This window comes from Paenibacillus sp. HJGM_3, assembly GCF_045062745.1.
GTDB lineage: Bacteria > Bacillota > Bacilli > Paenibacillales > NBRC-103111 > Paenibacillus_AA.
The window spans coordinates 24,468-37,218 of sequence record NZ_JBJGED010000001.1; the positions used below are offsets into that span (position 1 = coordinate 24,468).

The window sequence follows — 12,751 nt, forward strand, 5'->3', positions numbered from 1 at the left end:
TTACATAGCGGGGAGCGTAATATGAAAGGAAGTGCCTTCGCCCACCACACTGTCGACGCCGATCGCGCCGCCGTGGTTTTTGATGATGCGGTAACAGACGGCAAGCCCTAGTCCGGTGCCCTCTTCCTTCGTCGTGAAGAACGGGTCGAACAGCCGGGACAGCGTATGGTGATCCATTCCGGTGCCGTTGTCCTGCAGATGGATGCGCACCTTCCCGCCCTGCCTGTCCGCCGAGATGCGGATCAAGCCTTTGCGGTTCGAAGCGGCCCGATCGACCGCGTCGAGGGAGTTCTTCACCAGGTTCAGCAGCGCCTGCTTCACCTGCTTCACATCGATGCACACCGTCAGCTGCGCATCGACCGGCGAGACCTCGATGTCGCAGCCCCGTAAAAGCGCCTCGCTCTCGAACAGCAGCCGGATTTCCTTCAGCAGCGCGCTGATGTGGACCTCCTGCTTGTCCGGCGTGGAGGGCTTGGACGAATTCAAAAATTCGTAGATGATTCCGTTGGCCCGGTCGATCTCGTCCAGGATAATTTTGGCGTAGTCTTCCTTGCCGAGCTGCTTCAGATGAGGGCGGAGCAGCTGAATGAATCCGCGGATCGAAGTGAGCGGGTTGCGCACCTCGTGGGCGATGGAGGCGGCGATCTTGCCGAGCAGGGCTAGCTTGTCGTTCTGGTACGCGGACTGCTCGATGCGCTTGAAATCGGTAATGTCCTTCACGCTGATCAGGATGTCGCCGTCCATGTCTTCCCCGTATGTAGCGGTCACCAAGTAGTGGCGGCCGGCCTCGTCGATAACTTCCTGATATCTCAGCCGGTATTCGTACATTTCCCGGTACAATTTGTAGATCAGCTTGCGGAACGACCCGGACAATGCGGTATGGCCGAGCAACTCCCTCAAGCTGCAGCCGAGAATCGACTTGCGGGGCACGTTCAGGAATTTCGCCATCTGCACATTGACGAACGAGACATACCCATCGATATCGAACATGATGATGCCGCAGTCGAGATGCTGCAACACGTCCTCATATTTGCTGGAAGCAAGGCTTGAGCGGTTGTGAATTTTGAACATCAATTCGCGCAGCTCATGAACGGGGTTTTCGGACGACTCGAGCTTCGCGGAAGCATACCGGCCGTATACCATAACGTCGATAAGGAATAATAAGGATAGCTTATGCATGCGGATCGCTTCTTCCGGATCGACCCCGGATACAAGCGTGCTTAGGCAGCGCTCATGGAGCATGACGATCTCTTCGGGCAGTGAGTCGGCGAGTGCGGGGCTGAGCTGTGAAGCGGAATTCCCCAGGCTGCCGGTCTGAACGTATTGCTTCAACGCCCGTATGTACAGCTTCCTCTTCTCGGACATGACTCGCCCCTTCTCTCTACGGAATTCGCGCGAATACACCAGTATCATAGACGGTTCCGCCTGAATTCGTCAATCGCGAATAACCTTGAACTTTGTCGAAACAGCAAGACCTCTCCTCCAACGGAGAAAAGGTCTCATTTATTCCTTGTGCCGGTCTGCCGGCTTATTATGTAAGTGGGGGCCTGCCCCAAGAATGCATTAATTCCGGTCGCGAGATTCGTCCCGACTCCGATCGTCCGAACGGGGATCCTGCTTCCGGTCATCCTTCTTGTTGTCGTTTTCTTGCCGCTTCTTCTCTTCTTCCTGTTTGCGCTTCTCTTCCTCTTGCTTCTTCTTCAGCTCTTCCTGCCGCTTCTTTTCTTCCTCGGCCTTCCTTTGCTGCTCTTCCTGCTGACGCCGTTCCTCGTTCTTCTTTAGTTCCTCCTGCTTCCTACGTTCCTCCTCCTGGTTGTTGCGGTTCGGGGGAACGTAAGAAGTAGGGGTATTCGTTTTCTTAGGCGTAGGCGTCGGTGTAGGCTTGACGGAAGCCTTGCCGCCGTCCGGTTTCTTGGTAGGCGTCGGTGTCGGCTTCGCGTCATTTTTGCCGCTTGACTTCTTATCGTCGTTCTTCTTGTCGTCCTTGTCGTTCTTGCTATTCTTGTCGTCCTTGCTGTCTTTGCCGTTTTGCCCGTTTTGGCCTTGCGACTGCTTCACCTTTGTATCGAGCTCGCCCTTCTTCTCTTCCTCCAGCAGCTTTGACAGCGTCTCCTTCTTCGGCAGTTGCTTCGTATCGATCAGCTTGTCGATGCCTCCGCGTTCTTGGGCGATTTTATGGATGGACTGCGTCTTGATCTCTTCGATCGTCACGGAGCTGCCATTGCTCTTGGCGTTCAAGTAGATCGCATATTTCCCGGGGGATACCCCTTCCGACAAGGCGGCGTTCCTCATCTCGATCGGAGCGACGAGGGAAGCGACCGAGATCCCCCCTTGGGCTTGCGGATGATTTTCCTGAATGTGCTTGTCGACGGACTCTTTCACCAGCTCGCTGACGGCAACGTCGTCAATCTTCGCGGCTTCGTACGCTTTTGTGCTGGAGATGATGATGTCTCCTTCGTCTTGGGCCAGCAGCCCTTTTGCCTCGACCCTCTCTAACAGCTCGCTCGTTATGGTACTGATGCTCTTCCCCTTGAAATCCAACTGTTGGATCAGCTGTGTACCGTCCTCATTCAGTCCCCGGAGCTCCTGTACATCCTCATGCACATCGATGCCGATCTCGATGCTAGGATTAATGTCGAGCGTCACGTAGGCGACGACCGGCTGCAACCCGCCTAGATTCGGCGTAATGCCGTTGAAGGCCACTAGACAAAGCACGATTGCGGCGGCCACGCTTGAGGAGAACGTAAGGAAGGGCCTTTTCCATCGGAACTGCGGGCTTGTAAAGACGATCTCGTCTCCTACATCACAAACCCGGCTCCTGCGTGGGATTCGTAGGAACCGGCCGTCTGGCGTTAAGACGACGAGGTGCGCTTGTGTCATCTCCATGACGATTCCCTTGTTCAAACTCGTTCACACCTTTCCGGAATTCGAATCCGATACGCGCAAATAATCTTTCAAATAAGGATAAGGCCCGCTATAAATGAGTGCGACGGCAATCAGAAACTTACGGTTGCGTTCCAATGTTTTGCGCGACACCTGCACTTGATCGAGCAATTCCTTGATCGGCAGCACTTTCTTGCTGAGCACGATCTGCATCAGCTTGTTGTCCGCGGCCAGCAGGGCGGCAATCGAGAACAACACCTCTCGCGAGTCGCTATGCTTCGGGGACGCGTCTACCAGCTCCGAGAAGGAGATCCCGAACTCCTCCAGGCAGCGGGTGAAGTCTATAATCTCGCTGCGGCGCTCCTCGGTCGTCTTCGTTTTTTCGTATTGTTCGATCGCCTGGTGAATCTCCACCGGGTTGACCGTACTCTCTTCCTCATCCTCCACTTCGAATGAACTATAGGGAATTTGCTGGGCGAATCGCTGTTCCTTACGCACATAGTCGATCAATCGCCTCCTCATCACCGTCTCGGCGAAGCTGAGGAACGACCGCCCCGAATCCGGCGAGAATTGGTTGATCGCTTCGTTGAAAGCGTTCAAGGCAATGCTGAATTCGTCATCGCGGGATGGATCTATGTAACGTTTGCAGAACCGACTCGTCACTTTGGCTACAAACGGCTGGTAGTCCGTAATGAACTGATTGCGCAGCCGTATGTCACCCTCCTGAATCTGGATTACTTTGTTCTCCGGGGTATCCGGCAACTCTTCAGAAGGATGGTGAGACTGGCGTTTTCCTAGAAATCGCTTGAACAATACCAGTAACAAACGTTCCACCTCACACTACATTCTTCGGGAGGGCGATGTTAGATATGGGGGTTGCCCGGGGCCCGATTCTAGTATTATACCACACGGAGCCCGTTTGGCGCGCGGGATGCCGGATCTGGCAGCTCCTTCCAGCCCATCCCAAGCAAAAACGCCTCCCCGAAGGAAGGCGTTCCGATGTGGTCCGAATCACTTCGGACCGGCAGAGGACGCTCGCGCCCGCAGCTTGTCGCGGCGCTGGCTAAGGATGGACAACCGTTTCTTGAGCTGGTCGATCCACTCCTCGTCCTCCAGCGCCTTCGCCGCCATCAGCAAATCGAGCGAGCTGTCGATCTGATTGCGCACCATGTCGAGCGGATCTTCCCGCTCGCTGCTCACGCAATTCTCGTACAACGCTTCGCCGTGCCGATCTTCCACATACTCGTCAAAATCGACCTCGGCCGCACCATCCCCAACGGCGTATTCCGCGAGAATCTCATACTCCATCTCGACCAAGTAGTGAACATCCACCCGATGGCACACCGGACAAAACAGCAACGGCACATTGTGAATGTGCGTCGTCAAGTGCTTCAAGGTGCCCTTCGTTCCAATCATGCTCGCTCCGCAGCAAAAACTCATGCCACTGGCCTCCTCCCGCTCTGCAATAGGCGAATCCTTTCCAGCTTATTGGGTATTTGGACGAATCTATATATAATGAAACCATACCACATATTATTGAAAGGATACTACTCCCATGTTAATGAAATTTGAACGCGAGCAAAAGCTACAAATGCTGGCAACGATCCAAGCCACCTTCGAAGACCAATTTGGACAATCGATCGGGCAGCTCGCTGCGGAGGAATGGCTGGACGCCGTGCTGAAGGGGGTGTATCCCATCATCTACAACCAAGCGATCGCCGATGCCAAAACGGTTCTGCTCGATCGAATGGCGAGCCTGGAGGATGAGCTGTATGCGCTGCAGAAGCCGGTGCGGACGAATCGTACGAGCCGTTGAAGTCTCGCTTTGGACGCCAATAAACCTGGCCGGGGATCCCGATCAGGTTTCTTAACATGCCTTAATGAAACTGCACGTTGATCTTTCTTTTGTTGTCGCCTTGCTGCTTTTGCATCCGGATTTCGAGCACCCCATTTTTGTATGTGGCCTTGACCCCTTCCGGGGAGACGTTGGCCGGCAGCGTAACCGAGCGTTGGAAGCGACCCATGAAGCGCACTTGCCGGTGCATGTGCTCGTCTTTGATTTCGTTCGTCCTGTTCACGGTGCCGCTGATCGACAGCACTTGATGGTTGTGGATCTCGATCTGCACGTCTTCTTTCTTCTCGAGGCCCGGGATGTCGCAAGTTGCCACGACCTCGTTTCCGGTCTCATACACATCCACCCTCAGATTGTTCATGCCCGGCACGAGCCCCCGGAACACAGGAGACAGATCGTTGGTGAAAAAATGGTCCAGTTCCCGCCGCACATTCTCAAGGTGGCGGAACGGTTCATAAGGGATTAACGGCATGGACAGCCTCCTCCTTTGATCGGTTCGACGTTATTTTGCACGGAGTTTGCTACATCGTATGCCAAGCGTTGGGTTGCCGTGACTCTTGCGATTCGTCTGATAACATGAAAAAGGCCGAGACCCAAAGGATCCCGACCTGATTGCGGACACACGATAGCTAAGACTTACTCTTGGCCGTACGTCTCGGTATACTTCTCCGCGCTCCAGAGCTTATCCAGCTCCGAGGCGTCGGACAGCTCGACGACGATCATCCAGCCGTCGCCGTATGGCGCTTGATTGACTTTCTCCGGAGCGTCTTCCAAACCGCCGTTCACATCAACGACCTTGCCGCTAACCGGAGCGTACAGCTCCGATACCGTCTTGACCGACTCGACGCTGCCGAACGGATCGCCGAACGCTATCGTGTCGCCTACCTGCGGCAACTCGACGAAAACGATATCGCCAAGCTCATGCTGAGCGAAATCCGTAATCCCGATGACGACCCGGTTGCCTTCCACCCGGGCCCATTCATGCTCTTCACTGTACTTCAATTCCGCTGGTACGTTCATTCCGCGATTTCCTCCTAAGATTAGGCCTCTTCCTTCGGACCTAGAATTTTATGGATGCGCTGCTCCACCATCCCGAGCGCTTTCTCCCCTGCACCATAGAACCGCATTTGCCCTTGAGCGTCGAACAAGTAGTAAGCCGGCACAAATTCATTCTGGAACGCGTCCGTGACGTTGTGCTCGTTGTCGATGCCGACCGGGTGCTTCAGCTCGTATTGGGCGATCGTCTTCTTGGCCTCTTCGATGTCGGTGTCCTTCTCGGATCGAGGCATGTGTACGCCGATCAGCCGGAGCCCATACTGCTCGCCGAACCGGTCGCGCCACTCGTTCAACGTCGGCAAGCCGTCCTTGCACATGTAGCAGCTGACCGCCCAGAAATGGACGAGAAGCGGCTTCCCCTGCAGCTCATCCCGGTCGATCGTTCCGTTCACCCACTCGGTGATGCCTTCGAGCGAAGGCAGTTCGGAGCGAAGTTTCAATGGCATATGAATCCACTCCTTTCTGAACTATGTAATTCGCCATGCAACGTGAAAACCCTCCCACCTGCAGGCGGCAGGCAGGAGGGCGTCGCTTCTGAGCTCGCGGGCCAAGACGAACGGGACGCGATTACTTCGCAGTCAGCGTCTTCTGGCCTGGCTTCCAGTTAGCAGGGCACAAACCGCCGGATTGCAGAGCTTGCAGGACGCGGACGGTCTCGTCTACGCTGCGGCCTACGTCCAGGTGGTTGACCACTTGATATTTCAATTCGCCGTCCGGATCGATGATGAACAATCCGCGTAGCGCAATGCCTTCTTCTTCGATCAATACGCCATAGTCTCGGGCTACCGTCTTCTTGATGTCGGAAGCAAGCGGGTAGTTCAGCTTGCCCAAGCCGTTCGAATCGCGAGGCGTGTTGATCCAGGCGCGGTGCGAATGCTTGCTGTCCGTGCTGACGCCGAGCACTTCGGCATCGAGGTCCTGGAACAGCTCGAAGGAATCGCTCATCGCGATGATCTCGGTCGGGCACACGAACGTGAAGTCCAGCGGATAGAAGAACAGAATCAGCCACTTGCCCTTGTAGTCGGACAGCGACACTTTGCCGAATTCTTGTCCATTCCCGAGCGCGGTTTCCATCGTGAAATCGGGTGCTTTCTTGCCTACCAAACGTTCTGCCATGCAGCATGCCTCCTCGTGAAGAGTATGTACCTGTGTCAAACCCACGGTTAAAATCGTATCATTCCCCATATTGAAAGTCAAACTCCCCGGCATGCAGCCATGCCGGGGAGTTGGTTGCGGATGTATCGGATTAGCGAGTCATAGCCGCTACGATCAGGTCGCCCATCGCCGTCGTGCCGAGCGCTTTGCTCTTGTCTACGGCGATGTCGCCGGTGCGGTGTCCCGCATCCAGCACGTTCTTCACCGCGCGCTCGATGCTGTCGCCCGCCTCTTGATAGTTGAAGCTCAGCTTCAGCATCAAGGCTACGGACAGGATCGTCGCGATCGGGTTCGCGATGCCTTGGCCCGCGATGTCCGGCGCGGAGCCGTGCACCGGCTCATACAGCCCGAAGCTGCCTTCGCCGAGCGATGCGGACGCGAGCATCCCGATCGAGCCCGTCAGCATCGCGGCTTCGTCGCTCAGGATGTCGCCGAACATGTTCTCCGTCACGATGACGTCGAAGCTGGCAGGACGGCGCAGCAGCTGCATCGCGCAGTTGTCGACGAGGATGTGCTCCAGCTCTACGTCCGGGTATTGAGGCGCGATTTTGTTCACGGTCTCTCTCCAGAGGCGGGACGTCTCCATGACGTTTGCCTTGTCGACCGAAGCAAGCTTCTTGCGGCGCTTCTGGGCGATCTGGAAGCCCTGGTGCACGATGCGCTCGATTTCCTTCACATTGTATACGCAAGTATCGACCGCTTCCTGACCGTTCTCGGTCTCGCGGCGGAACTTCTCGCCGAAGTAGCTGCCCCCGGTCAATTCGCGCACGACGATCAGGTCGGTGCCTTCCAATACTTCCGGCTTCAATGTGGAAGCTTCCTTCAGGCAGTCGAAGATAACGGCCGGACGGATGTTCGAGAACAGGCCGAGCGCTTTGCGGATGCCGAGCAGGCCGGTCTCCGGACGCGTCTCCTTCGGGTTGTTGTCCCACTTCGGGCCGCCTACGGCGCCGAGCAGGACGGCGTCGGCTTCCTTACAGATTGCCAGCGTATCTTCCGGCAGAGGGGTGCCGTATTGGTCGATCGCGATGCCGCCGAACACGCCGCGGGACGTCTCGAACCGGTGGCCGAACAGCTCCTCCACCTTTTTCAACACTTTCTCCGCCTCGGCTACGACCTCGGGGCCGATTCCGTCGCCAGGCAATATCGCAAGCTTTTTCACATCTGACATGTTCATTCACTCCTTGAACTGAACTCGTAATAGAAGCTTTTCTTATAACATCATTTGTAACATAGAAGTCCGCCATTTGACCAAGATATAATATCTATGATCTTTATAGCTTTTGCCTATACCGACTATAGGAAGGAACCATTAGCGCAATTTGGGCAGATGCGGTAGACTAGATCTAATTATTTGATTATTCCAAAAAGTAAGGATAGGGAAGGAGTATTCCGGATGCACTATGTATTTTCCAAGTACACGGAGGGGCTGCGCTCGTCGGCGGTTCGCGATATTTTGAAATTGACGCAAGGCCGCTCCATCATCTCATTCGCGGGCGGTCTACCGGCGGAGGACTTCTTCCCGCTGGAAGCGGTGCAGGAGGCGTTCGAGCGAGTCTTCCGGCAAGGCAAGGGAGCATTGCAGTATGGTCTGACCGAAGGCTACACCCCGCTCCGCGAAGCGATCTGTCGGCGGATGGCAGCCAAGGCGATCGAGGTGCGTCCCGATCATATGCTCATCACCACCGGCTCGCAGCAGGCGATCGATCTGCTCACCCGCGTGTTCCTGAGTCCGGGGGACACGGTGCTCGTGGAGAATCCGACTTACCTCGCGGCTCTGCAAATCTTCCAGGCGAGCGGCGTACAGGTGGTCGGCGTGGAGGCGGACGGCGACGGCATGCTGCCAGACGATCTGTTAGCGAAGCTGGAGCGGCATGCGGCCAAGCTCGTCTATGTCACGCCCACATTCGCGAATCCCACGGGGAAGGTGTGGAGCCGAGAGCGCCGTCTGGCCTTGCTCGAAGCGTGTAAGCCGCGGAACGTGCTCATTCTCGAGGATGATCCGTATGGCGACATCCGGTTCGATCCGGAGGGCGACTACCCGCCGATCTTCTCGCTCGATCGCCATCCGGACGATTGCGGCGTCGTGTATACGAGCACGTTCTCGAAGACGGTCGTGCCCGCGCTTCGCACCGGCTGGGTGATCGGCGACAGCCGCGTCATTCAGATGATGACACGGGCGAAGCAGGCGGCCGATCTGCATTCCAGCACGCTCGACCAGCAGGCGCTGCATCAGCTCTTGACGCACTTCGATCTCGATGCGCACATCCGCATCATCCGCGCCGAGTACGAGCGACGCATGCAGCGGATGAAGGCGCTGCTGAGTGAAGCGCGGTTCGCCGACCTGCGTTGGCGGGAGCCGGCCGGCGGCATGTTCTTCTGGGTCGAGCTGCCGGAGGCGATCGACGCCACCGCGCTGCTGCAGCACGCGGTCCAGCAAGGCGTCGCGTTCGTGCCCGGCCGCGACTTCTATGCCGAGCAGCCGCGCGCCAACACGCTGCGGCTGAACTTCACGCACACGCCGCCGGAGCTGGTCGGCGTCGGGATGGACCGGCTCGCGGCCGCGCTCGAGGCGTACGCGCAAGAGGCCATAGGCTAGGGGAGGAATAGAGAGCGCTCGAGGAATTCCTCCCCCTTTTTGATCGATTTCCGCGCGAATCCGATCCATGTGGAGGAAATCCTCCCTCATTTTTGGACGATATTCTTCGAATCGGGCCTCGTGCTCCGAATGTAAGGGAGCTTTTCCCCTTCCTACCGCCGTAGATGTTAAATCGGCCTAAAATGAGGGAGATTTTCCCTCTCTGACAAAACTCCCCCTCGGCACCCATGCTTCCGAGGGGGAGTTTGCTATTTCTAGGCTGATCCGACGGCCGGCACCGGCTTAGATCAGCGACATGTTGTCCTTGCGGCGGCTGCTGCCCGGCAGCTTGCGCTTGTCGATGATGCGGTTGATCGCATCGATGTACGCCTTCGCGCTCGCTTCCAGGATGTCGGTGCTGATGCCGCGGCCTTGGACCGAGATGTCGTTTTGCTTCAGCACGACGTGCACCTCACCGAGGGCGTCCTTGCCTTGGGTCACGGATTTGATGGAGTAATCGTCGAGCTCGACCTCTTCCTGAGTCGCCCGGTCGATCGCCTTGTAGATCGCGTCGACGGACCCGTTGCCGAGCGCCGCCTCCTCGATCGTAGCGCCATCGGCCGTGCGGACGCGGATCGTCGCGGTCGGCGTCGACTGGTTGCCGTACGACACCTGGATTGTCTCGAGCACGAACACCTCCGGCGTTTGCACGAGCTTCTCCTCGATCAGCGCGCGGATGTCTTCGCCGCTGACGGTCTTCTTGCGGTCGGCAAGATCCTTGAACTTGGCGAACGCCTCGTTCAACTGCTCATCCGACAGCTCGTAGCCAAGATCGAGCAGACGCTCGCGGAACGCGTGGCGGCCCGAGTGCTTGCCCAGCACGAGCTTGCTCTCCTTGAGCCCGATCGTCTCGGGCGACATGATCTCGTACGTCGTCTTCTCCTTCAGCATGCCGTCCTGGTGAATACCGGACTCATGCGCGAAGGCGTTGGCGCCGACGATGGCCTTGTTGCCCGGGACCGGCATGCCGGTCAGCTTGCTGACCAGGCGGCTCGTACGGGCGATCTCGTGCAGCACGAGCGACGTCTTCGCCTGGAAGAAGTCCTGGCGCGTCTCGAGCGCCATCGCCACTTCCTCCAGCGCCGTGTTGCCCGCGCGCTCGCCGATCCCGTTGATGGTGCCTTCGATCTGATCGGCACCGTTCAAGATGGCTGCGAGCGCATTGGCGGTCGCCATCCCGAGGTCGTCATGGCAGTGCGCGCTCAGCTGGATGTTCTCGATGCCGCGTACGTTCTCTTTCAAAGTCTTGAAGATGTGACCGTACTCGCTCGGCGTCATGTAACCGACGGTGTCGGGGATATTGACGACCGTAGCGCCGGCGCGAATCGCCATCTCCGTCACTTCGCACAGGAAGTCGAGCTCCGTCCGGGCGGCGTCCTCCGGCGAGAATTCGATCTTGCTGAAGTATTTCTTCGCATGCCGGATCGCGGCTTCCGCCGTCTCAAGTACTTGATGTTTCTCCATCCGCAGCTTGTGCTTGCGGTGAATCGGAGAAGTCGCGAGGAACAGATGGATGCACGGATCTTGGGCATCCTTCACCGCTTCCCGCACGGCTTCGATGTCCTGCTCGCGCGAGCGCGACAAGCCGATGACGCTGGCGTTCTTCACGGCGCGCGCCACGGCGGCCACGGCCGCCAAGTCGCCGGGAGAGGCGGCCGGGAAGCCGGCTTCGATCCGGTCGACCGCGAGCTTCTCCAGCTGGAGCGCGATCTCCACCTTCTCTTGGGTATTCAGGTTCACGCCAGGGGATTGTTCGCCGTCGCGCAGCGTCGTATCGAAAATATAAATCTTCCTCATCCCTACACCTCCTCCTTCTTTCGCTTTTCGTTTTTCTTACTCTTCCCACCCCAGCTGTTTTTAGGTTCATCCTTTACAAAATAAGTCCAATTCGATGTCGGGGAGTCGGGAAATGGGCAAAAGAGGTGACTTTTGTAACTGAGTTTCATCCGCCCGAAGGCCCATTCAAAAAAGGAAACTCAGTTACAACGGAACCCGTTGCCCATTCCCGACGCACTGACATTATCGAATTGAACTTATTTGGCTCCCATGTATCCTAAAAAGCAGCTTACTTCTTAATCCAATGCATCATTTCACGCAGCTGACGGCCTACTACTTCCAGCTGGTGGGCGGATTCGTTGCGGCGGGTAGCCGTCAGGAACGCGCGGTTCGATTGGTTCTCCAAGATGAAGTCGCGAGCGAACTTCCCTTGTTGAATGTCGGACAGCACCTTCTTCATTTCCTTCTTCGTTTCGTCCGTTACGATGCGAGGGCCGGTGACATAGTCGCCATATTCAGCGGTGTTGGAGATCGAATGTCTCATTGCCGCGAGGCCGCCTTCATACATCAGGTCGACGATCAGCTTCAGCTCGTGCAAGCACTCGAAGTAGGCGATCTCAGGCTGGTAGCCGGCTTCCACCAACGTCTCGAAGCCTGCTTTGACCAACGCGGAAGTACCGCCGCAGAGAACGGCTTGCTCGCCGAACAAGTCGGTTTCGGTTTCTTCTTTGAACGTCGTCTCGATAACCCCTGCGCGCGTACAGCCGATCCCTTTGGCATAGGCCAAACCGATCTTGTGCGCGTTGCCGGAAGCATCCTGCTCCACCGCGATCAGTCCTGGAACGCCGAAGCCTTCCACGAATACGCGGCGAACGAGGTGGCCCGGGGATTTCGGAGCGACCATCAGAACGTCCATATCTTTGTTCGGCACGATTTGACCGAAGTGGATGTTGAAGCCGTGGGAGAACACGAGCGCAGCGCCCTTTTTCACGAAAGGCTTGATCTCTTCGTTGTACACGCGGGCTTGCGTTTCGTCCGGCATCAGGATTTGAATCAAATCCGCTTGCTTAGTCGCTTCGGAGACGCTGTATACTTCGAAGCCGTCGTTCTTGGCTTGCTCGAAGGATTTGCCTTCACGGAGACCGATGATGACTTTCACGCCGCTGTCGCGAAGGTTTTGCGCTTGAGCATGGCCTTGGCTGCCGTAGCCGATGACCGCAACGGTTTTGCCGGAGAGTACGGAGAGATCTGCGTCTTTTTCGTAGTACATTGTAACTGCCATGAGTATGATTGCCTCCTTTAATTTTAAACCCTATGAGTGGGCGTCCCGAGAAAGAACCGAAATCGCCGGGTTCTTGCCCCGGACCCCCACTCATAGAAGCTATGGGTGG

At 56.9% G+C, this 12,751-nt stretch carries 13 protein-coding genes; 2 read left to right on the top strand and 11 right to left on the bottom strand.

Annotated features, from left to right (window positions below; genetic code table 11):
* The 4 genes from ACI5FR_RS00095 to ACI5FR_RS00110 all read right to left on the bottom strand — a co-directional run bounded on the left by ACI5FR_RS00095 (window position 1) and on the right by ACI5FR_RS00110 (window position 4,323).
* On the bottom strand, window positions 1-1,365 hold the full coding sequence (locus ACI5FR_RS00095) for an ATP-binding protein (RefSeq protein ID WP_405448674.1): 1,365 nt from the start codon (window positions 1,363-1,365) through the stop codon (window positions 1-3).
* Between the two features lie 198 nt (window positions 1,366-1,563).
* Window positions 1,564-2,904: an anti-sigma factor domain-containing protein gene (locus tag ACI5FR_RS00100; protein ID WP_405448677.1), complete on the bottom strand. Its 1,341-nt coding sequence runs from the start codon at window positions 2,902-2,904 to the stop codon at window positions 1,564-1,566.
* Between the two features lie 6 nt (window positions 2,905-2,910).
* Window positions 2,911-3,708, bottom strand: coding sequence for an RNA polymerase sigma factor SigI (gene sigI, locus ACI5FR_RS00105; protein ID WP_405449775.1), 798 nt, complete (start codon window positions 3,706-3,708; stop codon window positions 2,911-2,913).
* A 186-nt stretch (window positions 3,709-3,894) separates the two neighbouring features.
* Complete coding sequence (locus ACI5FR_RS00110; RefSeq protein WP_405448680.1) at window positions 3,895-4,323, bottom strand: hypothetical protein; 429 nt, start codon at window positions 4,321-4,323, stop codon at window positions 3,895-3,897.
* Between the two features lie 115 nt (window positions 4,324-4,438).
* On the opposite strand from ACI5FR_RS00110, the gene ACI5FR_RS00115 reads away from it, so the two are divergent.
* Window positions 4,439-4,699, top strand: coding sequence for a DUF2164 domain-containing protein (locus ACI5FR_RS00115; RefSeq protein ID WP_405448682.1), 261 nt, complete (start codon window positions 4,439-4,441; stop codon window positions 4,697-4,699).
* A 61-nt stretch (window positions 4,700-4,760) separates the two neighbouring features.
* Here ACI5FR_RS00115 and ACI5FR_RS00120 read toward each other — a convergent pair whose 3' ends face one another.
* The 5 genes from ACI5FR_RS00120 to leuB form a co-directional block, all read right to left on the bottom strand.
* Window positions 4,761-5,207 (bottom strand): Hsp20/alpha crystallin family protein, encoded by a 447-nt coding sequence (locus ACI5FR_RS00120; protein ID WP_405448685.1) that lies wholly within the window; start codon window positions 5,205-5,207, stop codon window positions 4,761-4,763.
* A 164-nt stretch (window positions 5,208-5,371) separates the two neighbouring features.
* Complete coding sequence (gene gcvH / locus ACI5FR_RS00125; RefSeq protein ID WP_405448688.1) at window positions 5,372-5,755, bottom strand: glycine cleavage system protein GcvH; 384 nt, start codon at window positions 5,753-5,755, stop codon at window positions 5,372-5,374.
* A gap of 20 nt (window positions 5,756-5,775) precedes the next feature.
* Window positions 5,776-6,231 (bottom strand): redoxin domain-containing protein, encoded by a 456-nt coding sequence (locus ACI5FR_RS00130; RefSeq protein ID WP_405449777.1) that lies wholly within the window; start codon window positions 6,229-6,231, stop codon window positions 5,776-5,778.
* 127 nt (window positions 6,232-6,358) lie between these two features.
* Window positions 6,359-6,907 (bottom strand): peroxiredoxin, encoded by a 549-nt coding sequence (locus ACI5FR_RS00135; RefSeq protein WP_405448690.1) that lies wholly within the window; start codon window positions 6,905-6,907, stop codon window positions 6,359-6,361.
* 130 nt (window positions 6,908-7,037) lie between these two features.
* Complete coding sequence (leuB, locus tag ACI5FR_RS00140; protein WP_405448693.1) at window positions 7,038-8,117, bottom strand: 3-isopropylmalate dehydrogenase; 1,080 nt, start codon at window positions 8,115-8,117, stop codon at window positions 7,038-7,040.
* 225 nt (window positions 8,118-8,342) lie between these two features.
* On the opposite strand from leuB, the gene ACI5FR_RS00145 reads away from it, so the two are divergent.
* Window positions 8,343-9,545 carry an aminotransferase-like domain-containing protein gene (locus ACI5FR_RS00145; RefSeq protein WP_405448695.1) on the top strand — a complete coding sequence of 401 codons (1,203 nt, stop codon included), beginning with the start codon at window positions 8,343-8,345 and terminating at the stop codon, window positions 9,543-9,545.
* 282 nt (window positions 9,546-9,827) lie between these two features.
* On the opposite strand, the gene ACI5FR_RS00150 is transcribed toward ACI5FR_RS00145, so the two are convergent.
* Both ACI5FR_RS00150 and ilvC read right to left on the bottom strand, forming a co-directional pair.
* The gene (locus ACI5FR_RS00150) at window positions 9,828-11,381 is read right to left on the bottom strand and encodes a 2-isopropylmalate synthase (RefSeq protein ID WP_405448698.1); all 1,554 of its coding nucleotides are present in this window, start codon (window positions 11,379-11,381) and stop codon (window positions 9,828-9,830) included.
* 268 nt (window positions 11,382-11,649) lie between these two features.
* The gene (gene ilvC, locus ACI5FR_RS00155) at window positions 11,650-12,642 is read right to left on the bottom strand and encodes a ketol-acid reductoisomerase (RefSeq protein ID WP_405448701.1); all 993 of its coding nucleotides are present in this window, start codon (window positions 12,640-12,642) and stop codon (window positions 11,650-11,652) included.
* Between the last annotated feature and the right edge of the window lie 109 nt (window positions 12,643-12,751).